Here is a 26,611-nt window from a genome sequence, read left to right as displayed (position 1 = left end):
TTTGTCTGAGCCCTGTTTGGGGACGACTTTTTAATTTTAAGGTATAAAATGTCATGAAACATTTTTCAAAACTTTGCTTTTTACTCAGCACTTTTGCTGTGTCTATAGCGCCAGTTACATGGGCCCATGAAGGGGCCACTCATCAACACGCTAACGTGTCAAAGTTAACTGATGCCTATACTTACGCTAATTATGACCAAGTCAAAGCAACTCATGTGTATCTTGATCTTAATGTTGATTTTGATAAAAAATCGTTATCTGGTTTTGCAGAGTTATCACTTGATTGGTTTACTGATAATAAAGCGCCATTAATCTTAGATACACGTGATCTTGTTATTCACCGCGTGATGGCAAAAAATAGCCAAGGCCAGTGGGTAAAGGTGAACTATGATTTAGCTAAACGCGATGACGTGTTAGGTAGCAAGCTAACCATTAATACGCCATTAAATGCTAAAAAAGTTCGTGTATATTATAACTCAACAGAAAAAGCGACAGGGTTACAATGGTTGTCAGCTGAACAAACTGCTGGTAAAGAAAAACCCTTTCTATTTAGTCAAAACCAAGCAATCCATGCCCGTTCTTGGATACCTATCCAAGATACACCAAGTGTTCGAGTGACTTATACTGCACGTATAACTACCGATAAAGATTTATTGGCGGTAATGAGCGCGAATAACGAACCGGGTACTGAGCGCGATGGCGACTATTTCTTTTCAATGCCTCAAGCCATCCCACCTTATTTAATTGCGATTGGTGTGGGTGACCTTGAGTTTAAAGCGATGAGCCATCAAACAGGTATTTATGCGGAATCTTATATTTTAGATGCTGCTGTTGCTGAATTTGATGATACCCAAGCCATGATTGATAAAGCTGAACAAATGTATGGCAAATATCGTTGGGGTCGTTACGACTTATTGATGTTACCTCCTAGTTTTCCTTTTGGTGGTATGGAAAATCCACGTCTTTCATTTATCACACCAACCGTTGTTGCGGGTGACAAAAGTTTAGTTAACCTAATTGCTCATGAGCTTGCTCACTCATGGTCAGGAAACTTAGTTACTAATGAAAGTTGGCGTGATTTATGGTTAAACGAAGGTTTTACCAGTTATGTTGAAAACCGTATTATGGAAGCCGTTTTTGGTACGGACCGCGCAGTAATGGAACAAGCATTGGGCGCACAAGATCTAAATGCAGAAATACTCGAACTTGATGCAAGTGATACTCAGCTATACATCGATTTAAAAGGTCGAGATCCTGATGATGCCTTCTCTGGTGTACCTTATGTTAAAGGGCAGTTATTTTTGATGTACCTAGAAGAAAAGTTTGGTCGTGAGCGTTTTGATGCATTCGTGTTAGAATATTTCGATAGCCATGCATTTCAAAGTTTAGGTACGGATAACTTTGTTAAATATTTAAAAGCTAACTTAACTGATAAATACCCTAATATTGTTAGTGATAATGAAATCAATGAGTGGATTTTCAAAGCAGGCTTGCCGAGTTATGCACCGCAGCCTACTTCAAATGCCTTTAAAGTTATTGATAAGCAAATTAACCAATTAGTAACTGATGAGTTAACGTTAGAACAGTTACCTACAGCTCAGTGGACATTACACGAATGGTTGCACTTTATTAATAACTTACCTGTAGATTTAGATCACCAGCGTATGGTGAATTTGGATAAAGCTTTCGACTTAACCAATAGCAGTAATGCTGAGATTGCTCATGCTTGGTACCTATTATCAGTGCGTGCTGATTACAAAGAGGTTTATCCTGCAATGGCTAAGTACCTAAAAAGCATCGGTCGTCGTAAATTGATAGTGCCGTTATATAAAGAGCTTGCCAAAAATGCAGAAAGCAAAGCGTGGGCAGTTGAGGTGTATAAACAAGCTCGTCCAGGTTACCATGGTTTAGCCCAAGGTACCGTAGACGGTGTATTGAAATAAGATACTAATATCGCGAGACAGAAAAAGGGGCTCAATGTGAAAACATTGAGCCCCTTTTTATTTAACGACAGTAAACTGAAAAATGTTAATCATAGAAACAGTTAACTGTTAGAACATTATTAAGTCATTAGGAAATCATGGACATTTTTACTATTATTAATTTTTATTTTCAATAATAACATCAACTTGACGTTTTTTGTTTTGCTGAGAAATAACTACGCGCATTATTTCTTTACCCTCTTGGTATTGTAGCGTTAATCTGCCGCGTTTAAGCTCTTGTGAGTAGGGCTCACCAAATGCTTGTTGATAAAAATCGATTACTTGCGCTTCGCTTGATTGGGTGAAATAGTTAATGACAGCAGGTAATTTATCAGTGAATTCAGCAAAAACTTGAGCATTATCCAAGATTGGAATATCAATAACACCATTATTGATTACCTTACTGACGACTTCTTCTTCTATTTCTTCAATGACCGGCTCTGCCACAACGACAGGGGCTTGAGTAGGCTGCTCTTCAATGTCTTGCGTCGAGGAGCAAGCACTTAGACCAACTGCTATCATACTAAGTAATGTAAAATGCTTAACAGCTTGTTTTACTCTCATTTAAGTCACTTCCGTTCAAGTTTATGTTTTTATATAATTTTAAATATATACGATTTTTAGCACTAACGCGATAATAGCCTTACAAATATCATTAAAAATCGTTAGTTAGGCAGTACTTTATGGCTCATCTCTATCGTCGCGCTTTAGTATCGAGACTAAGCCTTTTAGACTTTTTCTTGATAATGATCAACCCATAATGCTGTCGCACCACAAATGGCAACAGGCATTACAACCAGATTAACGATGGGGATCATAGAAAATACAGCGACAGTAATACCAAAGCTATAACTAATGCCTTGGTTTTGTTTTAAAACTTCTTTCATCTTTGCAAATGGAACTTTGTGATTATCAAACGGGTAATCTTTGTATTGTATTGCCATCATCCAAGCTATAAATAAAAACCAAAGTATTTGCCCTACAACCGGTAATAGCCACATGATAATAAAAAAACCAATGGCACGGGGTACATAATAAGCGAGTTTTTGCCACTCTCTACTGAGCGTTCTTGGTATATCTTTTACAATATCAAGCATGCTGCCTTTTGGAGCTTCATTACCAGACAAAAGAGCTTCCATTTTTTCAGACAATAAGCCATTAAAGGGAGCCGCTAGCCAATTGGCCACTGTACTAAAAAGAAATGAAAAAATAACTAAAATGGTGATCACAGCTAAAGGCCATAATATAACACTCAACCAATCAAGCCAACTTGGTAACCAAGCCATTACATTTTCCATATAAGTATTCAATTCTGAGTAAACAAAATAAAAGGCAAAGCTGAATAATAGGGCATTGATTGTTAAAGGAATGAAAACAAAACGACGTATACCTTTTTGTCTTATTAGACTAAACCCTTTGAAAAAGTAGCTGGCGCCGCTGTGATCAATGGGCGGAAATTTAGTTTTTTTAGCTGAATGTGGCATGAGCGTAGAGTATTCCTAAGTGACTGATATTCATCGCGTGAGTATAAAAGCTTCTTTCATACTTTTACAACATTTACTTGTTACAAATATCTCTAATTTCTGATAAAGTTTTCTGTTAATATATCGCGATAAGAATCGCATGAAAAACAGTAATCAAGAAAGTAAATAGGCTCGAAAATGGAAGATAACTTCAGAAACGTCTTAATTATACTCAGTGCCATTGTCATTACCGCAATATTTATTCATGGCTTATGGACATTAAGAAAACAAAAAAATCCCTATAAACTAAAAACATCGAAGGACAAAGCCGATCCTATAACGCGAGATTTTGACCGAAAAGGTTTTGATCAAGATGGTGTTGGGCAAGTTAAAGTTAAACCAAGTGCAGAAAATGACAAAATAAACCTTGAAAATGAGGCCGTCACTGAGCATTTTATAACTGAAGGTATTCAACTGCCCGATGATCTATCTAAAAGCCAGATCATAATAAAAAATGATGTTTTAGGCGATCTCGCGGGGCAGACCTCGAAAGCTAAACAGGAAGAACTTGATAATAATTCGATTCAAGAATTAGATAGCAGTCTTGAAGATGACTGGTTCAAAGAAGACAATAGTGGCCAATTTTCTAAAGGTGAATTAGGTGACGAGTTAACTCCTGCTCCAGCTGTTGAAAAGGTCAAGAAGAAACCGACAAAGCCAAAAGCAGTTCATATTGAACCTTTATATGAACAGCCTGTTACGCAAGCCAAACCTGCTCGCACGCCAATTAATAAAGTTAGCAAAACACCATCAAAAGCTACACTTAAACGTGACCAAATTGAAATTGATTTTGATAACCAGATGAGTGAACAAGCTGCCGCACCTAAAAAAATCAAAACTCAATTAGAACCACAGGTCATTATTTTATCAGTAGTAATGCCGGCTAATCAGCAAATGCTTGGTGCAGCGCTCTTACCTAGCTTGCTTACACTTGGCTTAAAATATGGTGAAATGAATATTTTTCATCGTCACGAAGATAATGCAGGCAAAGGTAAAGTAACTTTTAGTTTGGCAAATATTATGAACCCAGGCTCATTTGATTTAGATAACATGGAAAATTTTGCAACACGCGGTGTTAGTTTATTTATGACCTTACCAAATGCGGGTGACCCTTTTTCTGTGTTTGAACAAATGCTTAATGCAGCAAAACAATTAGCTCAAGAGTTTAATGCACAAGTTCTTGATGATAAACGCAATGTAATGACTAAACAAACCGAGCAACATTATCTCAGTAAAATACGAGAATTTGATCGAAAAAGTCGCATTGCGCTTGTGGAGTAAATAGTCACGATTATTGCAATACTTGAATGTTACAACGGGCTTTAAAGCCCGTTTTCTATTTTATACCCGTTACCAATCATCTCTTCGTGTCAGCTTCTATTAAAACTAATAGAAGTGACCTATATATTATTAAACTTTAGTGAATCATTTTTATGTCGAATGTCGAAAAGAAAATTAGCCAACTGCAACAGCAGCTTAATCAATATAATCATGAATATTATGTATTAGACCAACCTAGTGTGCCTGATGCAGAATATGACCGATTAATGACAGCATTAATCGATTTAGAAAAGACTAATCCTGAGCTTAAGACTATTGACTCACCTAGCCAAAAAGTTGGCGGTCAGGCATTAAAATCTTTCACTCAAGTAACTCATCAGCTGCCGATGCTTTCTCTTGATAATGTTTTTTCTTTAGATGATTTTCACGCATTTGTTAAACGCGTAAAAGATAGGTTAAATGACAATCAAGCGATAGTCTTTTGTGCCGAGCCTAAATTAGACGGTTTAGCAGTGAGTTTACGTTATGAGCACGGGCAGTTAATACAAGCGGCTACACGTGGCGATGGTAGTGTAGGGGAGAATATTACGACTAACATTCGTACAATAAAATCTATTCCGCTTAAGTTAATGGGCACACCAGGTAAAGATTTTCCTGATATCGTTGAAGTCCGCGGTGAAGTTTTTATGCCTAAGGCAAGTTTTGACGCATTAAATACATTGGCTAAAAAACGTGGCGAGAAAGGTTTTGCAAATCCACGTAATGCAGCGGCGGGAAGTTTACGACAACTTGATTCTAAAATCACCGCTAAACGTAATTTAGCTTTTTACGCTTATAGCCTTGGATTTGTAGGGAAACTGTCTGATGGAGGCGCTGAAAGTACCGATTTAACCAATGACTTTTTTGCTAACTCTCATCATGAAAGACTATGTCAGCTTAAAAGGTTGGGTTTGCCTATGTGTCCAGAAGTACGCTTACTTGAAAGTGAGCAAGCCTGTGATGCGTTTTATCAAGATATCTTAGCAAAGCGTAGTGCCTTGAGTTATGAAATTGATGGCACTGTATTAAAAGTTGATGAAATCTCTTTGCAGAAACGTTTAGGGTTTGTCGCACGTGCCCCACGTTGGGCTATTGCTTATAAATTCCCTGCGGAAGAAGAATTAACCTGTGTTGAAGATGTCGAGTTTCAAGTAGGGCGTACCGGCGCGATTACTCCCGTAGCACGTTTGAAACCGGTATTTGTTGGTGGCGTAACAGTTTCTAATGCCACATTACATAACCAAGATGAAATAACCCGATTAGGGCTGAAAGTGAATGATTTCGTGGTTATCCGCCGTGCCGGTGATGTTATTCCTCAAATTGTTAGCGTAGTACTTGATAAACGACCAGATAATGCCGTCGATATAGTCTTTCCTACCAGTTGCCCTGTTTGTGACTCTGCAGTGGCTAAACCTGAAGGTGAAGCCGTACTGAGATGTACCGCCGGACTTTTCTGTGCGGCGCAAAGAAAAGAAGCTATTAAACATTTTGCTTCTCGAAAAGCACATGATGTTGATGGTTTAGGTGACAAACTAGTAGAGCAACTTGTAGATGAAAAGTTAATTAATACGCCCGCTGATTTATTCAAATTAACCGAAATACAAGTTAGTACTATAGATCGTATGGGTAAAAAATCAGCGACCAATTTAATTAATGGACTTGAGCAGGCTAAAAGTACCACACTAGCAAAATTTATTTATGGTCTGGGCATACGCGAAGTCGGTGAAGCAACTGCTGCTAATCTAGCAAATCATTTTTATACCTTAGCGGCAATTGAAAGTGCTTCTCTTGAAGACTTACAAAATGTTTCAGATGTTGGCGAAGTCGTTGCCAAAAATATTATTAATTTCTTTAAAGAAGAGCATAACTTAGCGATCGTTTCTGGACTAAGTGAAGTAATGCACTGGCCAACTATTGAAATAAAGTCAGCTGAGGAGTTACCGCTTGCAGAGCAGATATTTGTTTTAACAGGCACATTAACCCAAATGGGAAGAACTGAAGCTAAAACAGCCTTACAGTCCTTGGGAGCTAAAGTATCAGGTAGTGTCTCGAAGAATACACACTTCGTTGTTGCAGGTGATAAAGCGGGATCTAAACTGACTAAGGCTCAGGATTTAGGTATCTCAGTGCTTACCGAAGATGGGTTAGTAGCGTTACTTGCCGAACATGGCATAACTATTTAGTTAATAGTTAGTTTAATCTTTCATTGTAAATCAGTTAATTAAAAAGGACGCTTAAAAGCGTCCTTTTTTGTGTGCTTTAACAAATAAAATTTTATTTAGTATTACTTGTTAATCGCCAAAAAGAGAAACCAGCGGCAAAAAATAAAACCATAGGGTAAAAAGAATGGCTTGCTACAGATAGTGGCGAAATATGTAAAGTAGCGCCAAGTAATAGTACTTGGGCTCCGTACGGTAGCATACCTTGGTTAATACAAGCAAAAACATCGAGTAAACTGGCTGATTCAGCAGGGGATAACTCGCCATCAGTAGCAAGGTTCTTAGCAGTATCACCCGTGACTATAATTGATACGGTATTGTTTGCAGTGAAGAAATTACAAATAAAGGCAAGTCCAGCAATACCTAAACCCGCTGCTCGCCGCTTATTATTGGGGGTCAGTTTTCTGGCAAGTGTTTCTATAACACGCGTTAACGCGGCTAAACCACCTTGCTGACGAACTAATTCACTTAAACCACCAATAAAAAGGGATAATAGAAAGATGTCTTGCATACTAGAAAATCCAGCAGTAATGTCTTTTAACCAAGCGGATAACTGGTAGCCATTACTAATCATACCAATTGCTGCAGCTAGCACTATGCCCAATGTTAAGACCACAAAAACATTCACTCCCATCAAGGCTAGTACAAGAATAGTTACGTAAGGAATTAAACCAATAAGAGCAGACTCGTTGCTCAACTCATGGCTTACTTCGCCGCCTAATATTGTAAATATCACCAAACAAATAAGGGCTGCAGGAACGGCAAATTTAAAGTTAACACGAAACTTATCTTTCATCTGCGCGCCTTGACTACGCGTAGAAGCGATAGTGGTATCAGAAATAATTGACAAGTTATCACCAAAAATAGCGCCCGAAATCAGACAGCCAGCGACGAGTGCAGCATCTAAGTTTGCCGTTTCAATAAATCCTAGTGCAACAGGTGCTATAGCAGCAATTGTGCCCATAGATGTTCCCATTGCGGTAGATAAGAACGCAGCGACTAAAAATAACCCCGGCAGTAGTAGATAATCAGGGAATACAGCTAAGCCAAGCTGTACGCTGGCATCAACACTGCCAGTTGCTTTTGCAACCACGGAAAAAGCACCAGCAAGAAGATAAATAATACACATGGTTGTTATGTTGCTATTACCTGCACCGCGGATAAATTGCTCTACTTGCTTTTCAATTGTACTTTTAGATAGGTACTTTCCTAAGCCAATCGAGACGATAATAGCCGGGATAATAGCAATACTTGCCGGTAGTTGATAAAAAGCAAAATCAACACCTTGTAGAGTTAAAATTATACCAGTACCGAGAAATAGCCCTAAAAAAATGGCAAATGGGAGTAGGGCAAATAAGTTTTCTTGGGGGGCATTTTTTTCAGTCATATCACAGCTACATAAAACAATATCGTTGCTGCATTATAAAAGTAAAATCCTAAGTGTCAATGTAGATGTTTAGATGGCTAAATGACTAAGTGCTATAAAGAGGGTTATCAAAAAAGGTCAATTACCTAAGTAAGTGACCTTTGCTGTAAAATATTAATAAAACAATATGTAATCTAAACTGAGATTTATTTTTTTAACATCTAGTTAGTCAGCAGCTTGTGTTTGCTCATCAGCCCAAGTAACGGCTTGATTGTAATGCTCTACCACTTTATCTTTATCGAGCTGTAATTTTTCCATTACCAAGGTGGTTTTATCCCACTGGGCTTGTTCGATAAATTCCACTAACTTAATCAGTGCAGCCATAATGCCTTTTTTGGTTAGCAATGGGTTTTTGATCTCTTGTGAAAGAGGAAGCTTCTCTAATACCGTAGCCATCTCTTCATCCAAAATGGCATCTATCATTGATAACAATCCCGTTAAAAAGGCAATGGAAGCATCAAGCTGTGAATTGATATCTTCTGCGACCAACTCACAAAATTTTGCTCTTGTCATTGCTAAGTTAATTAATTCAGATGGTTTATTAGGGTTTGCCGTAATAGCAAACATCAACCCAATAAATCGTTTTAATTCACCTGAGCCTAAAATAACGAGTGCTTGCTTGATTGTCGAGATTTCATTGCGGCGTTTGAATATAGCTGAATTAGCATAACGTAGTAATTTATAAGACAGCGATACATCCCGTTCAAAAACATTGGTGATACTATTTAAATCGAGTTCAGTTTTAGAGGTTTCGTAAAGCAACTCTGCCATTGCTATCTGAGAAGGAGATAAATTTTTTGTTTTAATCATTTCAGGTTTTGCAAAAAAGTATCCTTGAAAATAATCAAAACCAAGTTGCAGCATTTGATCATATTCTTCATAGGTTTCAACTTTTTCAGCTAACATTTTGATATGAGGATGATCTTTGGTCGCTTTAAGTACTTCGCGAATTTCTTCAATTCCGCTCACTTGAATATCAATTTTAATGATTTTAATATAAGGGTAGAAATGCGCCCACACATTTTGGTGTTCGTAATCATCTAAAGCGAGGGTATAGCCTTTTTTATGTAAGTCTTTACAGAGGGCTAATAGCTGTTTACCGGGTTTAATTGTTTCAAGAATTTCAACTACGACCTCATCAGGCGTAAGCATTTCAGGATAGCCTTGTTTCAATGTTTCCAAGGTAAAGTTGATGAAGGCAGGTTTGTTACCGGTAAATTCGCTGATGCCCATATTAAATTGGCTAGCTTCAATCATCTTGCTGGTAGCTTCATCACCATCAATATCTGGAAATACATTATCTATGCTATCTCGGAAAAGTAACTCGTAGGCAAAAAGTTTTTTACTTTTATCTAAAATAGGTTGTCTTGCGGCGTAAAAATTCATAGAAGTAGTTATCTAGCTTAGCTTGGAAATATTAATTACTATTGAATATATGGTATAGCGGCTTTTTTTGCATTAGTTTTTTGAATATGTATGCAGTTTATTCAATATATGCAGTGTTGTTGCTAATCATTGTCATTATCAATAGAGGCATAACTTATTCATCTAAGGTTTCTTTTTTTAACCAATTTTGCTAGTTTAGCGACCTTACTCATTCACTACTACATAATAAGCAGGTAATTACTTTGGCTATCGGTACCTTAATTTCTTTAACTCTCTATTTTATAACCATGCTATTAATTGGTTTATATTCTTACAGAAAATCAACCAGCGATGTTGCAGGCTATATGTTAGGTGGTCGTAGTCTATCGCCAAGTGTTGCTGCATTATCTGCCGGCGCTTCTGACATGAGTGGTTGGATGCTTATGGGATTACCAGGCGCTATGTATATAACGGGCATGAGCAGTATTTGGATTGCTATTGGCTTAGTGATTGGCGCATTTCTTAATTATTTGGTCGTTGCACCACGCCTTAGAACCTATACCGAGCTAGCAAATGACTCGATAACCCTACCTGATTTTTTCGAAAACAGATTTAATGATAAATCGCGTGTATTAAGAATTGTATCATCAGTCGTTATTGTGGTGTTTTTTACCCTGTATACCTCTAGTGGTATTGTTGCTGGTGGCAAATTATTTGAGAGCTCTTTTGGCTTGAATTATGAGATTGGTTTATATGTTACCGCTGGTGTAGTGGTTGCTTATACTATGTTTGGTGGTTTTTTGGCGGTAAGCTTAACTGATTTTGTTCAAGGCTGTATTATGTTTATTGCCTTAGTATTGGTTCCTGTTGTTGCCATAAGTGAAGTCGGTGGTCTGGCCGAAATGCAAAGTAGCATCGAGATGATAAACCCTGATCTACTCAATCTATTTAGTGGTGTTAGTGCTCTTGGTATCATTTCAGCCATGGCTTGGGGGTTAGGTTATTTTGGTCAGCCTCATATTATTGTGCGTTTCATGGCGATTAGAAGTGTAAAAGACATGCCAACCGCTCGTCGTATAGGTATGAGTTGGATGATTGTTTCTATTATTGGCGCGATGGCAACAGGTTTTGCTGGTATTGCTTATGTGGCTAAAACAGGCATCAAGCTTGATGATGCAGAAACTATTTTTATAGTACTATCCCAATTATTATTTAGCCCATTAATCGCAGGCTTCTTACTAGCGGCAATTTTAGCCGCTATCATGAGTACCATATCGTCTCAATTATTGGTGACTTCGAGTTCGCTTACTGGTGATTTCTATCAAGCCTTTTTACATAAAGATGCCAGTGAAAAACAATTAGTCTTAGTTGGCCGAATTTCTGTATTGATTGTTGCATTGGTCGCTATTTATTTAGCGTACGATCGTGACAGCAGTATATTAAGTCTAGTCAGTAATGCTTGGGCTGGATTTGGAGCCGCCTTTGGACCTGTCATTATTGGTTGTTTATATTGGAAAGATATGACGCGTAATGGCGCTTTAGCTGGCATTATTAGTGGCGCAGTAACTGTACTTATTTGGATTTATGCACCTATCACCATCGATGGACAATCCCTTAGTGCTGTTATGTATGAAATAGTACCTGGCTTTATTGTTTGTTCTCTAGCGATTTATATCGTAAGTAAACTATCACCTAAAGTAGAAGAGAGTATCAGTACTACGTTTGATGAAATGTTAGAGATTCATAAATAACGCATACCAAGTCTGTTATATAGTTTGTCTAAAAACTCGTTGCCTTAAAACAACGAGTTTTTTGTTTATATCTACAAAGCATTATTTAGGCTTTATTGTTAGGTGATGTTTACTGGTAATTACTCGGGTCAGGTCGTAATTTCAAGTTGTTCGCATTAAAGCTTTTATGCTAGAATCGCGATAATTTTAAACCTTCGATTAATTTAGTTAACCTTAAAGTAAAGTTTACAAATAATTAATCATTAAAAATGACAGTATTGTCTGGAGTTTATATACCAATGAGTTTTGATACTATTGAACAACGTGTTAGTTATGGCGTAGGTCGTCAATTAGGTGACCAACTTCGCAACAACCCTTTTAAAGAGTTTGATATCACCGCTGTACAAGCTGGTATTGCTGATGCTCTTGCTGATGCGGCTAGCCAAGTTTCAGATGAAGATTTAAACGATGCTTTTTCTATAATTTCTAAAAAATTACAAGAACAAGAGCAAGCTGCTGCTAAAGAAGCTTCAGCTGAAGGCGAAGTATTCCTAGCTGATAACGCTAAGCGTGATGAAGTTACTGTAACTGAATCTGGTTTACAGTATGAAGTAATTACTACAGGTGAAGGTGAAAAACCTTCAGCTGAAAGCACTGTAAGTGTACATTACCACGGTACTTTTGCTAACGGTGATGTTTTTGATAGTTCTGTTGAACGTGGCCAACCGGCTGAATTCCCAGTAAACGGCGTTATCGCTGGTTGGACTGAAGCACTACAGTTAATGACTGAAGGCAGTAAGTGGAAATTAACTATCCCTTATGATTTAGCATACGGTGAGCGCGGTTCTCAAGGTGCTATACCTCCTTATGCTACGTTAGTTTTTGATGTTGAATTATTAAGCATCAAATAATTATCGTATTATAATGAAAGCCCTCAATTGAGGGCTTTTTTTTAAGCTAAAACTAATTGAAGCAATGCAGCTATTGTTAATGTTAACCAGCAAGGGGAGTAATTCATTATGCGAATTGATATCAAGTTACAAGATCTCTTTAAACGATATCAAAGTGCATTTATTGATTATGATATTGATGAAGTAAGCCGTTGTTATCACTTACCATGCACACTAAATACACCTGATAAAATAATTTTGCTTTCAAGCCCCTCAGATTGTCTTCAAGAATTTGGCACTATCTTCACTCAACTTAGAGAAGCTAAAACGAGTGATATTATTGCGAAAAAAGCGTCTTTTGAGCAAGTAAGTGAACAGTTATATTTAGTGTGCATAGATTGGGATTTTATCGATGGCCAAGGGCAAGTCTTTGCTGACTTTACTGCGATTTACCATGTGTTAGACAGTGAAGGGGCATTGAAAATAGTAAATGTTATTTCTCATGAGCTTGATAGCTCGTTATCATTAACTGAGCCACTAGATTGGTGACATCTATTCATTACGAATAGGAGTTGCTAATAGAAAATAGAAAAAATTAATTAAATTTATCGGCGGTTTCCGCTCTTATCAAAAGAACAGTAGAGAACAATATGAAAGTAAAAGTAGCTATTTTAGGTTGCAGTGGACGTATGGGACGCAATTTAATTCAAGCAGCTCATGAGCATGCAAGTATCGAATTAGTTGGTGGTAGCGTACGTACCAGTTCATCTTTTGTCGATTTTGATCTGGGGGAATTGGCGGGTATTGGTGCCATTGGTATTAAAACATCAACAACGTTAGCTCAATTGGCTACAGCAGATGTTTTTATTGATTTTACCTCAATAGAAACGACGCTAGAAAACCTTACTTGGTGTAACGAAAATAAAAAAGCGTTAGTTATCGGCACGACAGGTTTTTCTGATGAACAAGTGCAGGTTATTGAACAAGCAGGTAAAACTATGTCTGTTATCTTAGCGCCTAATACCAGTGTTGGCGTTAATTTAATGTTTAAATTATTGCAAGTTACAGCAAAAGCCATTGGTGACTATACAGATATTGAGATTTTTGAAGCGCATCATCGATTTAAAAAAGATGCACCGTCTGGGACTGCTGTCAAAATGGGGCAAGTTATAGCTGATACGTTAGGACGTGACCTGAATAAAGTTGCTGTTTATGGGCGTGAAGGCATAACAGGAGAACGTGATCGAGAAACTATCGGTTTTGCAACTGTTAGAGCTGGCGATATTGTTGGCGAACATACTGCATTTTTCGCAGATTTAGGCGAAAGACTTGAAATTACGCATAAAGCTAGTTCTCGAATGACATTTGCTCTAGGCGCTATGCGAGCAGCATTTTGGTTAAAAGATGCTGACGCTGGTTTTTATGATATGCAAGACGTACTCGGATTAAAAGATTAATGTTAATACCTAGTTAACATCTAGGTATTAACGAAATTTCACATAGATAAGTAGTCTTTTCAGCCCTTTGACTAGTAAAAGCTAGGAAAAGCTAGAAAAGACTGAGTTTTTACATTTTATTACTAGACGAAAGTAAAGTACAAGCGTAAAATAAGTGGATTTTGTCAAAAATTTAGCTGAAAAGCAGTTTTTGACACCTATTTTTGTACGGGAAGTACAGTAAAAAGCAAATGCATGGAGCACTTGCTGTTACATGCGCGTTTACGTTTATTTCTTCTTTGGAGGTTACATTGGCTACATCTGCTATTTTAGTGCTTGAAGACGGCACTGTTTTTAAAGGCACCGCAATTGGTGCACAAGGGTCGGCTGTTGGGGAGGTGGTATTTAACACTTCTATGACAGGTTATCAGGAAATCCTTACCGATCCATCATATGCAGAGCAAATTATTACCCTGACTTACCCGCACATAGGTAACACAGGTACTAATAGCGAAGATAAAGAGTCAAATAGCATTGTTGCTAAAGGCTTGGTTATTCGTGATTTGCCATTACTTGCTAGTAACTTTCGAAATGAACAAAATTTAAGTGATTACTTAATTGCTCATAACATTTTAGGTATCGCGGATATTGATACACGTAAATTAACACGAATTTTGCGTGAGAAAGGTGCACAAAATGGCTGTATCTTAACACTTGATGATAGCAGCGATGAGAGCTTACAGGCTGACGCACTAACACAAGCAAAAGCATTCCCTGGCCTTAAAGGCATGGATTTAGCTAAAGTAGTCTCTACTAAAGAACAGTATCAGTGGACAGATGGTAGCTGGGAGCTTGGTAAAGGTTTCACTAAGCCAGACAATCTTGAGTTCCACGTTGTAGCCTATGATTTTGGCGCTAAACACAACATCTTGCGTATGTTAGTTGACCGTGGTTGTAAATTAACCGTAGTACCAGCACAAACACCAGCAAGTGAAGTTATTGCGATGAACCCTGATGGAATTTTCTTATCAAATGGACCTGGTGACCCAGAGCCATGTGACTATGCAATTTCTGCTATCCAGTCTTTCCTAGAAACAGAAATACCTGTTTTTGGTATTTGTTTAGGTCATCAATTACTTGGCCTAGCAAGTGGCGCAAGCACAGTGAAAATGAAGTTTGGTCATCACGGTGCTAACCACCCGGTGAAAGACTTCGCACGTGACGTAGTAATGATTACTGCACAAAACCACGGCTTTGCAGTTAACGAAGAAAACTTACCAAGTAACTTAACGGTTACCCATAAATCATTATTTGATGATTCATTGCAAGGTATTCATCGTACAGATAAACCAGCATTTAGCTTCCAAGGTCATCCTGAAGCAAGCCCTGGTCCACACGATGCAGCGCCATTATTTGATCACTTCATCGATTTGATCAAAACCTACAAATCAAACAACGCTTAAGCCGACAGACAAGAGAAGAGAGAAAATAATGGGAAAACGTACTGATTTAAAAAGTATCTTGATCTTAGGTGCAGGTCCAATCGTGATTGGCCAAGCCTGTGAGTTTGATTATTCTGGCGCTCAAGCGTGTAAAGCACTTCGTGAAGAAGGTTATCGAGTTATTTTAGTTAACTCTAACCCAGCAACGATAATGACTGACCCTGATATGGCCGATGCGACTTATATCGAACCAATTCACTGGGAAGTTGTACGTAATATTATTGAAAAAGAACGTCCTTGTGCTGTTCTACCTACTATGGGTGGTCAAACCGCATTAAACTGTGCTTTAGAACTTGAAGCCAAAGGCGTACTAAAAGAATTTAATGTTGAAATGATTGGTGCTACTGCTGACGCAATTGATAAAGCAGAAGACAGATCTCGTTTTGATAAAGCAATGAAAGCGATTGGTCTTGATACGCCAAATGCTGAGATTGTACATACTATTGAAGAAGCGCACGCGGCAAGTAAAGTATTAGGTTTCCCTTGTATTATACGTCCTTCATTTACCATGGGTGGCACCGGTGGCGGTATCGCATACAACATTGAAGAATTTGATGAAATTTGTACTCGTGGCTTAGACCTTTCTCCAACATCAGAATTACTAATCGATGAATCATTAATCGGTTGGAAAGAATATGAAATGGAAGTGGTTCGCGACAAAAATGATAACTGTATCATTATTTGTGCGATTGAAAACATTGACCCTATGGGCATCCACACGGGCGATTCAATTACTGTTGCACCAGCGCAAACATTAACTGATAAAGAATACCAAATTATGCGTAACGCTTCTTTAGCGGTATTACGTGAAATTGGTGTTGAAACAGGTGGTTCAAACGTACAGTTTGGTATTTGTCCTGAAACTGGCCGTATGGTTATTATCGAGATGAACCCACGTGTATCTCGTTCATCAGCATTAGCATCAAAAGCAACAGGTTTCCCTATTGCTAAAATCGCGGCTAAGTTAGCGGTAGGTTATACGCTAGATGAGTTAAGTAATGATATTACTGGTGGCAAAACACCAGCATCATTTGAACCAACCATCGATTACGTTGTAACTAAGATCCCACGTTTTAACTTTGAAAAATTCGCTGGCGCAGAAGACAGATTAACTACGCAAATGAAATCTGTTGGTGAAGTAATGGCTATTGGCCGTAACCAACAAGAATCTATGCAAAAAGCATTACGCGGCTTAGAAGTTGGCGTTAATGGTTTTGATTCAATTGTTGATGTAACTCAGCCCGGTGCTAAAACCAAAATAATGCATGAGCTTCAAGAAGCAGGTGCTGACCGTATCTGGTATGTAGCCGATGCGTTTCGTTTAGGTTTAACCGTTGAAGACGTTTATAGAACAACAATGATTGATCGTTGGTTCTTAGTACAAATTGAAGACATTGTTTTAGAAGAAGCAAAAGTTAGCGAAGGCGGTTTAAAAATACTAAACCCTGAGTATCTACGTAAACTTAAGCGTAAAGGTTTTGCCGATTCTCGTTTAGCTGATCTTATTGGTGTATCTGAAGCTGAAGTACGTAAAAAACGTCATAACGCAGATATTTATCCAGTTTACAAACGAGTTGATACTTGTGCGGCAGAGTTTAGCTCTGATACGGCTTATATGTATTCAACATACGATGAAGAATGTGAATCAAACCCGACCGACAAAGAATCAATTATGATTCTAGGTGGTGGCCCTAACCGTATTGGTCAAGGTATTGAATTTGATTACTGTTGTGTTCATGCAGCATTAGCATTACGTGAAGATGGTTATGAAACTATCATGGTTAACTGTAACCCTGAAACAGTTTCTACCGATTACGATACGTCAGACCGTTTATACTTTGAATCAATTACTTTTGAAGATGTACTTGAAATTGTTCGTATTGAAAAACCTAAAGGCGTTATCGTGCAATATGGTGGTCAAACACCACTTAAATTAGCACGTGCTTTAGAAGCCGCTGGCGTACCAATAATTGGTACTTCTCCAGACGCTATTGATAGAGCTGAAGATAGAGAACGTTTCCAGCAAGCAGTTGACCGTTTAGGTTTATTGCAACCTGAAAATGCCACCGTAACTTCGTTAGAAGAAGCTATGGCTAAAGCCGAAGGTATTGGCTTCCCGTTAGTTGTACGTCCATCTTATGTATTAGGTGGCCGAGCGATGGAAATCGTTTATGACTTAGACGACTTACGTCGTTACATGACAGAAGCGGTAAGTGTTTCTAATGATTCGCCAGTATTACTTGATCACTTCCTTGATGATGCGATTGAAGTTGATATTGACGTAGTTTGTGATGGCACTGATGTCGTTATTGGCGGCATTATGCAGCATATTGAACAAGCCGGCGTTCACTCAGGTGATAGCGCATGTTCATTACCAGCTTATAGCTTAAGCCAAGAAATACAGGATGTTATGCGTAAGCAAGTAACAGATTTAGCGTTTGAGCTAGGTGTTATTGGTTTAATGAATACGCAAATGGCAGTTAAAGACAATGAAGTTTATATCATTGAAGTTAACCCACGTGCAGCACGTACTATTCCGTTTGTTTCAAAAGCAACGTCAGTACCACTTGCTAAAGTCGGCGCACGCGTAATGGCGGGCAAATCACTGAAAGAGCAGGGCATAACCAAGGAAGTTATTCCGAAGTATTTCTCTGTTAAAGAAGTTGTGATACCGTTTAACAAGTTTCATGGTAGTGATCCTTTAGTTGGACCAGAAATGCGTTCAACAGGTGAAGTAATGGGCGTAGGTGATACGTTTGAAGAAGCTTACGCAAAAGCAAATCTAGGCGCTGGTGTATCTGTTCCTAAAACAGGTCGTGCTTTAATATCTGTACGTAATAGTGATAAAAAACGTGTACTTGAATTAGCTAAAATCATGGTTGATTTGGGTTATGATATAGATGCAACTCACGGTACTGAAGTGATTTTACGTGAAGCGGGTGTTCCGGTTCGTCGTGTTAATAAAGTACATGAAGGTCGTCCACATATTCTTGATAGAATCAAAAATAGTGAATACAGCTATATTATTAATACTACTGAAGGTCGTAAAGCTATTGAGGATTCAAAAGTATTACGTGGCGGTGCATTGCGTTATAAAGTTGCTTACACAACGACATTAAATGCTGCATTTGCTAGCTGTATGGCTCATGCTGCAGATGAAATGAGTACTGTGCGCACTGTGCAAGAGCTACACAATACGTTGTAAACGGACTACATAAAGCTTAAATTCCTGAGTGAATTTAAGCTTATTCAAAGTATTTAAAGGTGGTTACCCCCTATTTATAGGCAAGGTTAACCGCCTTTATTGTTAGAGTGAGAAAATAAGAATGATTAAATATCCAATGACCCTTCGTGGTTCTGATCTATTACATGATGAGCTTAAAATCTTAAAAACAGAAAAGCGTCCGCGCATTGTTAAAGATATTGCTACTGCACGTGAGCACGGTGATTTAAAAGAAAATGCCGAATACCATGCTGCAAAAGAAGAGCAGGGCTTTTGTGAAGGGCGTATACAAGATATCGAAGGTCGCTTATGTAACGCGCAAGTGATTGACGTAACGGCAATACCTAACCATGGTAAAGTTATTTTTGGTACCACAGTTACCTTATTGAATTTAGATACCGAAGTTGAAGTAACTTATCAAATTGTTGGCGATGATGAAGCTGATTTTAAAACAGGTCGTATCTCAGTTAACTCACCTATAGCGCGTGGTTTAATTGGCAAAGAAGTAGATAGTGAAATTGAAATAACGATTCCTGGTGGCGTAGTAGAGTATGAAATTGTTTCTGTTGAACATATCTAACATACTATTTTAAACCGCTATTAGGGTATTTATGCCATCATCGTTGTTTAAGTAAAAGGTCGAAAACGTCATGTTTTCGGCCTTTTTTGTGCGCGTCTACTTAAGTGAGCGTAAATAGCGTAATTTTTATGTCAAAAAAATCGTCTTGCAAAGTGTTAAGAATAATAGTACTCTTTTGTGATATCAAAATGATATCATTTTAGTTTGTTCCAGGGAGTTAGCATGAACGAGAATATAGGTTTTTCAATTAATGGTTACGGCATTTTTATTGCCTTGTTAGCTGCAGCAGCATTTATTGTTAGCCAAGCCGCGATAGGAAATATAGAAATAGTCACTGTAATTGTATTCATCGTTACTATGGCAGCAATTCCAGGTTTTTTTATGGTGCAACCAAACCAAGCGAAAGTAATGACTTTTTTTGGTAGCTATGTTGGCTCGGTAAAGGCATGTGGTTTACGTTGGACTATTCCTCTGTTTATGCGCAAAAATATTTCATTGCGTATTCGAAACTTTGAATCCAATCAGATGAAAGTGAATGATAATCACGGTAATCCTATTGAAATAGCCACCGTAGTTGTATGGTCGGTAGATGATACCGCAGAGGCTTCTTTTGAAGTGGACGATTATATCAGTTTTGTAAATATTCAAAGTGAATCAGCTTTACGTAATATGGCTATTAGCTATCCCTATGATCAACATGAAGGTGATGAGATCGCTCTACGTAGTCATCCTCAAGAAGTCTCTGAAGCATTAAAAATAGAAATACAGCAACGGTTAGGCAAAGCGGGCGTGCGAGTACATGAAGCACGTATTAGTCATTTAGCTTATGCACCAGAAATCGCTAATGCTATGCTGCAAAGACAACAAGCTTCTGCCATTATAGCAGCACGCAGACTTATCGTTGATGGCGCTGTGGGCATGGTAGAGATGGCATTGAGTCAACTATCAGAAAAAGGTATTGTTGAGCTTGATGAAGAACGTAAAGCAGCTATGGTCAGTAATTTATTGGTCGTACTATGTAGCGATAAAAGTACTCAACCCGTAGTTAATACGGGTAGTTTATATTGATTAGGTGTTGTTCAGTTATTAACCCTTGAGTTATTAATCGTTTAGGTATTAATAGGAAATATAATGGCAGCCAAAAAGAGCTTCCCACTTAGAATTAACCCTGAGGTTTTAGCTGCAATGCAGCGATGGTCTGATGACGAATTACGCAGTGTTAATGCTCAAATTGAATATGTATTAAGAAAAGCCTTGGTTGATTCAGGCCGAGTAAAGCTGATTCAAAAAGTGGTAACCATTGTTGAAGAAGCTGATGCTGTTAAAAAATAAATAATTCTTCAGCAGAAATAAAAAATGACAGCAATTGCTGTCATTTTTTATGGTTGCAAAGCAAAGGTAAAATTAAATCTTAGGGATTCTAATTTTATTTTCTTCACTTTTACGATAAATAACTAAAGTCTTACCAATTACTTGTACTTGAATTGATTTGGTTTCGCGACAAATAGCTTCAACGATTAACGCTTTAGTTTCTTTATCATCTGTTGGGATTTTCACCTTGATTAACTCATGGTGATTAAGTGCATAATCAATCTCGGCTACAACCGCTTCTGTTAAGCCATTATTGCCAAGTAAAACTACTGGTTTTAAAGGGTGTGCTACGCCTCTAAGGTGCTGAATTTGTTTTTTGTTTAAGCTCATTACTAAATTTCGTTATCTGTTGCCTTGAATTGCCGCCATTTTACCCTTATCTAGTGACTAATACCAAGTCTATTAAGTTTTTTCCTACTCAGCGAGAATTAAAAGGCTTAGAGGCAAGGTATTGATTGATGATAATGGTTATTCAGGAGAATATGCCCCTGCATTCTCTAATAAGCTGCATCCGTGCCGCGTCTTTGTTAAAATCAAGATAGTAGCATATAAGCCTTTTAAGCTCGCCTTTCGGGAACTTGTCAGGTAAGTGACAAGTTCACAAATTTGTTTAGGTTTAGAATAACTAGACCAATACAAAATTTATTTATTCTAACTTCTCTGACATAGCTCTGAGTAGGGAATAAATTTATTAGAATTGGTATGATACTAATAGTTAAATAACTTAACGCATTTAAAGTTAGATGAGTAAGAAAAAACATGGCAAATAAAAAACACAAAGCGAGTAGTCAGCGTTGGTTAGATGAACACTTTGATGATGAATACGTAAAAAAAGCGCAACGTTTAGGGTTACGCTCACGTGCAGTTTTCAAACTTGAAGAGATCAATATTAAAGATAGATTGATTAAACCAGGTATGAAAGTTGTCGATTTAGGTGCAGCCCCAGGTGGTTGGTCAGAATATGCTGTTAAGGTTGTAGGTGATAAAGGGCAGGTTGTTGCTTGTGATATTTTACCTATGGATGCCATTGTTGGTGTTGACTTTCTTGAAGGTGACTTTAGAGAAGAAGAAGTACTTGATGCATTATTGACTCGTATAAATGGCAAAAATATTGACGTTGTTATGTCTGATATGGCGGCGAATATGACTGGTAATGAAAGTGCTGATTCAGCGCGTAGTATGTATCTTGTTGAGTTAGCACTAGATATGTGTAGCCAAGTATTAAAACCTAATGGCGCATTTGTGGTAAAAGTATTTCAAGGTGCTGGCTTTGAAGATTACATGAAAGCGACCCGTGCAGTATTTAAAGCGGTTAAAACCCGTAAGCCAGAATCTTCTAGAGCGCGTTCGAGAGAAGTATATTTAGTGGCTACTGGCTACAAAGGTTAGTAACATTTTACTGGGGTAAGTTGTAACTAGTTGTTACTGGCGACTAAAGTTAAATAGCGACTAGCCTTGAATTGTAGTAAATTAGGCACAATAGACTAGTATAGATTTATTATAATAAATATTTTAAATATCACAAGAGGTCATTAAGTTGAGCGATATGGCGAAAAATCTTATTTTATGGTTAGTTATTGCAGTTGTTTTGATGAGTGTATTTCAGAGTTTTTCTCCAAATACCACAGAAGATCAACAAATGGATTACACCCGCTTTATTCAGGATGTACGTCAAGGACAGATTCGCGATGCGAGTGTTGATAGAAATGGCGTAATCACGGGTGAAAAGCGTAGTGGCGAAGCATACAAAACCGTTATACCTGGTGGCTATGATCGTGATTTAATTAACGATCTTGTTAAACAGGGTGTTCGTGCTGAAGGTAAATTACCTGAAGAAACGAGTTTCTTAACGACTATTTTCGTTTCTTGGTTCCCAATGATTTTGCTTATTGGTGTATGGATTTTCTTCATGCGTCAAATGCAAGGTGGTGGCGGCAAAGGAGCTATGTCTTTTGGTAAGTCTAAAGCACGTCAGTTAAGTGAAGAGCAAATCAAAACGACTTTCGCCGATGTGGCTGGTTGTGATGAAGCGAAAGAAGACGTTGCTGAATTAGTTGATTACTTGCGTGAACCTAGCCGTTTTCAAAAGCTTGGTGGGCGTATTCCATCAGGTATTTTACTTGTCGGTCAACCAGGTACAGGTAAAACCTTATTAGCGAAAGCTATTGCTGGTGAAGCGAAAGTTCCTTTCTTTACTATTTCAGGCTCAGACTTTGTTGAAATGTTTGTTGGTGTTGGTGCATCTCGTGTACGTGACATGTTCGAACAAGCTAAAAAAGCGGCTCCTTGTATTATCTTCATCGATGAAATCGATGCGGTAGGTCGCCAACGTGGCGCTGGTATGGGTGGTGGTCATGATGAACGTGAGCAAACACTTAACCAAATGTTAGTTGAAATGGATGGTTTTGAAGGTAATGAAGGCGTTATCGTTATTGCCGCAACTAACCGTCCTGACGTATTAGACCCTGCATTACTTCGTCCTGGTCGTTTTGACCGTCAAGTAACCGTTGGTTTACCTGATATTCGAGGTCGTGAACAAATTCTTAAAGTACATATGCGCAAAGTACCATTAGGTGATGATGTTAAAGCTGAAGTTATTGCGCGTGGTACGCCAGGCTTCTCTGGTGCAGATTTAGCTAACTTAGTGAATGAAGCTGCTTTATGTGCTGCACGTACGGCGCGTCGTGTTGTTAGCATGAAAGAATTCGATGCTGCTAAAGACAAAATAATGATGGGCTCAGAACGAAAATCAATGGTAATGAGTGAGTCTGAAAGAGAAATGACTGCTTATCATGAAGCTGGGCATGCAATCATTGGTCGTTTAGTGCCAGATCATGATCCTGTTTATAAAGTGAGTATTATTCCTCGTGGCCGTGCTCTTGGTGTGACTATGTACTTACCAGAACAGGATAGATTTAGCCATTCTAAGCAACATCTAGAAAGTAACATTTCTTCTTTATATGGTGGTCGTGTTGCCGAAGAAGTTATTTACGGTAGTGATAAAGTTTCTACTGGTGCTTCGAACGATATTGAGCGTGCAACTAACATTGCTCGCAAAATGGTAACTCAATGGGGCTTATCTGAAAAAATGGGTCCTATGTTATTCGCTGAAGAAGAAGGTGAAGTATTCTTAGGTCGTACGTCTGCAAAATCATTGCATATGTCTGATGAAACAGCGAAAACAATTGATGAAGAAATTAAATCAGTAATTAGCCGTAACTATCAACGAGCAGAAGACTTAATCAAAGCAAACATGGATGTATTACATGCCATGAAAGATTGTTTGATGAAGTATGAAACGATTGATGCCTTACAAATTGATGACTTGATGGCTAGAACATCTGTTCGTCCTCCTGCTGGTTGGGAAGACAAAGGTGGTTCAAGCTCTAATTCGGATGACAGCAAAGGTGATAAAGCTGCAGATGTTGAAGCGACGGATAAAGATGCTGAAACAACTAGTGACCCAGAAGAAACTAGTCAAGTAAAACCTGATACAACTAAGCCAAGTGGTGATACACCAGCAAGCTAAGATGTTTATATCATTATTAAAGCCTCGTTATTTACTGTAAATACCGAGGCTTTTTCATATGTAGAGCTTTCCTATTGACTCTTCATATATACCCATTCCACTTGAAGACGCTCGTTTCAAATGGAGCGGGTATAAACACAAAAAGAAAGATCAAAATGACAAAAGATAATTTTTCAGCTAATAACGCAGATAATCAACAAGCCGAGCAGAAGCAAAATAAACCTCAAGCGCAAGTGATGGGCATCTTAAATGTTACTCCTGACTCATTTTCCGACGGCGGAAAGTTTGCCACGTTTGATAAAGCGCTAGCGCAAGTCGAACAAATGATACTTGATGGTGTTGATATCATCGATATCGGCGGCGAATCTACACGCCCTGGTGCTGTTGATGTGAGTGTAGAGAATGAGTTATCACGCGTTATTCCATTACTTAAAGCGATCAAATCAAATTTTGATATCAAGGTGTCAATCGATACCAGTAAAGCCGAAGTAATGTCACAGGCAATCGCTCATGGTGCAGATATTATTAATGATGTTCGAGCATTACAAAATGAAGGCTGTTTAGCGGTATTAGCAAAGAGTCATGTACCAATTTGTTTAATGCATATGCAGGGTTTACCACGCTCGATGCAAAATAACCCTCGATATGATGATGTTATTGGCGACATTAAGCAGTTTTTTATTGACCGAATTAAAGTATGTGAACAAGCAGGCATAAACCGAGAACGTCTAATTTTAGACCCCGGTTTTGGCTTTGGTAAAACGCTGGAGCAAAATTATCAATTACTTGCTCAACTACACCAATTTAGTGAATTAGGTTTACCGCTGTTGTCTGGAACATCGAGGAAATCAATGATAGGCAATTTATTAGCGCGTAATGTTGATGAACGTCTTGCAGGTAGCTTAACTACCGCTATAATAGCCGCACAGCAAAACGCTAGTATAATTCGGGTGCATGACGTTAAAGAAACTGTTGATGCCCTAAAAGTATTATCCATAACAGCTAAATACCAGTGATGGTCAGTTGCAGCAGAACAAAGACAACGTTAGATGAATTCAATGAATATCTAACGGAAATTGCTGCAATAAATAAAGCTATACAAGAAAGTATATAAGGAAAAATATGTCAGATCGTAAATATTTTGGTACCGATGGTATCCGTGGTTTAGTGGGTCAATATCCTATAACACCAGAATTCGTGATGAAACTAGGTTATGCCGCGGGTAAAGTACTCGCTGGTCAAGGCACTAAAAAAGTGCTTATTGGTAAAGATACGCGTATCTCTGGTTACATGCTTGAATCCGCACTTGAAGCTGGATTTTCAGCGGCAGGTATCGATGTAGGCCTTCTTGGACCTATGCCAACGCCAGGTATTGCTTACCTTACTAAAACATTCAGAGCCGAAGCCGGCATTGTTATTAGTGCGTCGCATAATCCTTTCTACGATAATGGCATCAAATTTTTCTCTAATACAGGGGAAAAACTCCCTGATGCGGTGGAGTTAGCTATTGAAGCTGAATTAGATAATCCAATGGGTTGTGTTGAATCAGCAAAACTCGGTAAAGCGAGTCGTGTTAATGATGCAGCGGGGCGCTATATCGAATTTTGTAAAAGTAATTTCCCTAGCAAAATTTCATTAAAAGATTTAACTATTGTGGTTGATTGTGCCCATGGTGCAACCTACCACATAGCGCCGAATGTATTTCGTGAATTAGGCGCAACGGTTATTGAAATCGGCACTGCGCCTAACGGAACCAATATAAATCAAGGGTGTGGTGCAACATCTATGGCAGCAATCAGCAAAGCTGTTGTTGAACATAAGGCTGATTTAGGTATCGCCCTTGATGGTGATGGCGATCGTATTATGATGGTTGACCACACTGGTTATGTTATTGATGGTGATGAAATTATTTATATCATCGCCTGTAATGATTTAAAAACGGGTCGAAAAGAGGGTGGCGTTGTTGGTACCCTGATGAGCAATATGGGTTTAGAGTTAGCTTTAAAAGAGTTAGATATCGAATTTGCTCGCAGTAATGTTGGTGACCGCCATGTAATGGAGTTATTAAGAGAAAAAGGTTGGCAGCTAGGCGCCGAAAACTCAGGTCATGTCATTAATCTTAATCATACATCTACGGGTGATGGTATTATTGCTGCGCTTAACGTACTTACTGCGGTAACTAAACAAGAAAAATCGTTATTTGAGTTACGCCAAGGCCTAACAATGCTTCCGCAATTACTGGTCAATGTTCGTTTTTCGGGACAAAATAATCCTTTAAATGATGCTGATGTATTAGCTGCTGTTGATGAAGTTAATGAAACACTAACGGGTCGCGGTAGAGTGTTACTTCGTAAATCAGGTACTGAACCACTTATTCGTGTAATGGTTGAAGGTCCAGATATGGATGAAGTGACTTTATTAGCTAACAAAATTGCTGATTTAGTGAAACTTGTTAAGTAATTATTATTACTAATTACCACTATTAATAGCTAAACACCGCGATAAGTATAAAAAA

The 26,611-nt window shown here is 38.3% G+C and carries 21 protein-coding genes; 16 read left to right on the top strand and 5 right to left on the bottom strand.

Going from position 1 to position 26,611, the window contains the following annotated elements:
* Positions 1-53 precede the first annotated feature (53 nt).
* The gene (locus tag CPS_RS15495) at positions 54-1,943 is read left to right on the top strand and encodes a M1 family metallopeptidase (RefSeq protein WP_011044230.1); all 1,890 of its coding nucleotides are present in this window, start codon (positions 54-56) and stop codon (positions 1,941-1,943) included.
* Between the two features lie 156 nt (positions 1,944-2,099).
* Here the strand turns inward: CPS_RS15495 and CPS_RS15490 are convergent, their stop codons facing one another.
* The gene (locus tag CPS_RS15490; protein WP_041737094.1) at positions 2,100-2,546 is read right to left on the bottom strand and encodes a hypothetical protein; all 447 of its coding nucleotides are present in this window, start codon (positions 2,544-2,546) and stop codon (positions 2,100-2,102) included.
* Positions 2,547-2,710: 164 nt separating this feature from the next.
* Positions 2,711-3,466, bottom strand: a complete 756-nt coding sequence (cysZ, locus tag CPS_RS15485; RefSeq protein ID WP_011044228.1) for a sulfate transporter CysZ — start codon at positions 3,464-3,466, stop codon at positions 2,711-2,713.
* Between the two features lie 177 nt (positions 3,467-3,643).
* On the opposite strand from cysZ, the gene zipA reads away from it, so the two are divergent.
* Both zipA and ligA read left to right on the top strand, forming a co-directional pair.
* The gene (zipA, locus tag CPS_RS15480) at positions 3,644-4,786 is read left to right on the top strand and encodes a cell division protein ZipA (protein WP_011044227.1); all 1,143 of its coding nucleotides are present in this window, start codon (positions 3,644-3,646) and stop codon (positions 4,784-4,786) included.
* 152 nt (positions 4,787-4,938) lie between these two features.
* Positions 4,939-7,008: an NAD-dependent DNA ligase LigA gene (ligA, locus tag CPS_RS15475; protein WP_011044226.1), complete on the top strand. Its 2,070-nt coding sequence runs from the start codon at positions 4,939-4,941 to the stop codon at positions 7,006-7,008.
* 91 nt (positions 7,009-7,099) lie between these two features.
* On the opposite strand, the gene CPS_RS15470 is transcribed toward ligA, so the two are convergent.
* Positions 7,100-8,431 (bottom strand): Na+/H+ antiporter NhaC family protein, encoded by a 1,332-nt coding sequence (locus CPS_RS15470; protein ID WP_011044225.1) that lies wholly within the window; start codon positions 8,429-8,431, stop codon positions 7,100-7,102.
* Between the two features lie 204 nt (positions 8,432-8,635).
* Positions 8,636-9,856: an EAL and HDOD domain-containing protein gene (locus tag CPS_RS15465; RefSeq protein WP_011044224.1), complete on the bottom strand. Its 1,221-nt coding sequence runs from the start codon at positions 9,854-9,856 to the stop codon at positions 8,636-8,638.
* Between the two features lie 242 nt (positions 9,857-10,098).
* Here CPS_RS15465 and putP point away from each other — a divergent pair, with 242 nt between their 5' ends.
* The 9 genes from putP to CPS_RS15420 all read left to right on the top strand — a co-directional run bounded on the left by putP (position 10,099) and on the right by CPS_RS15420 (position 20,528).
* Positions 10,099-11,586: a sodium/proline symporter PutP gene (gene putP, locus CPS_RS15460; protein ID WP_011044223.1), complete on the top strand. Its 1,488-nt coding sequence runs from the start codon at positions 10,099-10,101 to the stop codon at positions 11,584-11,586.
* Positions 11,587-11,858: 272 nt separating this feature from the next.
* On the top strand, positions 11,859-12,476 hold the full coding sequence (locus CPS_RS15455; protein WP_269801473.1) for an FKBP-type peptidyl-prolyl cis-trans isomerase: 618 nt from the start codon (positions 11,859-11,861) through the stop codon (positions 12,474-12,476).
* Positions 12,477-12,584: 108 nt separating this feature from the next.
* Positions 12,585-13,004: a hypothetical protein gene (locus CPS_RS15450; RefSeq protein WP_011044221.1), complete on the top strand. Its 420-nt coding sequence runs from the start codon at positions 12,585-12,587 to the stop codon at positions 13,002-13,004.
* Positions 13,005-13,105: 101 nt separating this feature from the next.
* Positions 13,106-13,912, top strand: coding sequence for a 4-hydroxy-tetrahydrodipicolinate reductase (gene dapB / locus CPS_RS15445; RefSeq protein ID WP_011044220.1), 807 nt, complete (start codon positions 13,106-13,108; stop codon positions 13,910-13,912).
* A 290-nt stretch (positions 13,913-14,202) separates the two neighbouring features.
* Positions 14,203-15,354, top strand: a complete 1,152-nt coding sequence (carA, locus tag CPS_RS15440) for a glutamine-hydrolyzing carbamoyl-phosphate synthase small subunit (RefSeq protein ID WP_011044219.1) — start codon at positions 14,203-14,205, stop codon at positions 15,352-15,354.
* A gap of 28 nt (positions 15,355-15,382) precedes the next feature.
* Positions 15,383-18,598, top strand: a complete 3,216-nt coding sequence (gene carB / locus CPS_RS15435) for a carbamoyl-phosphate synthase large subunit (RefSeq protein WP_011044218.1) — start codon at positions 15,383-15,385, stop codon at positions 18,596-18,598.
* A 121-nt stretch (positions 18,599-18,719) separates the two neighbouring features.
* Positions 18,720-19,196, top strand: a complete 477-nt coding sequence (gene greA, locus CPS_RS15430) for a transcription elongation factor GreA (protein WP_011044217.1) — start codon at positions 18,720-18,722, stop codon at positions 19,194-19,196.
* A gap of 222 nt (positions 19,197-19,418) precedes the next feature.
* Positions 19,419-20,264, top strand: a complete 846-nt coding sequence (locus CPS_RS15425; protein ID WP_011044216.1) for an SPFH domain-containing protein — start codon at positions 19,419-19,421, stop codon at positions 20,262-20,264.
* A gap of 63 nt (positions 20,265-20,327) precedes the next feature.
* Positions 20,328-20,528, top strand: a complete 201-nt coding sequence (locus CPS_RS15420) for a hypothetical protein (protein ID WP_011044215.1) — start codon at positions 20,328-20,330, stop codon at positions 20,526-20,528.
* A 72-nt stretch (positions 20,529-20,600) separates the two neighbouring features.
* On the opposite strand, the gene yhbY is transcribed toward CPS_RS15420, so the two are convergent.
* Positions 20,601-20,897, bottom strand: a complete 297-nt coding sequence (yhbY, locus tag CPS_RS15415) for a ribosome assembly RNA-binding protein YhbY (protein WP_011044214.1) — start codon at positions 20,895-20,897, stop codon at positions 20,601-20,603.
* A gap of 429 nt (positions 20,898-21,326) precedes the next feature.
* On the opposite strand from yhbY, the gene rlmE reads away from it, so the two are divergent.
* The 4 genes from rlmE (at position 21,327) to glmM (ending at position 26,556) form a co-directional block, all read left to right on the top strand.
* The gene (gene rlmE / locus CPS_RS15410; RefSeq protein ID WP_011044213.1) at positions 21,327-21,956 is read left to right on the top strand and encodes a 23S rRNA (uridine(2552)-2'-O)-methyltransferase RlmE; all 630 of its coding nucleotides are present in this window, start codon (positions 21,327-21,329) and stop codon (positions 21,954-21,956) included.
* A 148-nt stretch (positions 21,957-22,104) separates the two neighbouring features.
* Positions 22,105-24,096: an ATP-dependent zinc metalloprotease FtsH gene (gene ftsH / locus CPS_RS15405; RefSeq protein ID WP_041737089.1), complete on the top strand. Its 1,992-nt coding sequence runs from the start codon at positions 22,105-22,107 to the stop codon at positions 24,094-24,096.
* Positions 24,097-24,251: 155 nt separating this feature from the next.
* A complete protein-coding gene (gene folP / locus CPS_RS15400) occupies positions 24,252-25,112 on the top strand; it encodes a dihydropteroate synthase (protein ID WP_011044211.1) in 861 nt (286 codons plus the stop codon).
* Positions 25,113-25,218: 106 nt separating this feature from the next.
* Positions 25,219-26,556 (top strand): phosphoglucosamine mutase, encoded by a 1,338-nt coding sequence (glmM, locus tag CPS_RS15395; RefSeq protein ID WP_011044209.1) that lies wholly within the window; start codon positions 25,219-25,221, stop codon positions 26,554-26,556.
* Positions 26,557-26,611 lie beyond the last annotated feature (55 nt).

This window comes from Colwellia psychrerythraea 34H, from assembly GCF_000012325.1.
In the GTDB taxonomy this organism is placed as follows: Bacteria; Pseudomonadota; Gammaproteobacteria; order Enterobacterales; family Alteromonadaceae; genus Colwellia; species Colwellia psychrerythraea_A.
The sequence above is the reverse complement of the archived record's forward strand: the minus strand, read 5'-3'. Positions and strand labels throughout refer to the sequence as shown.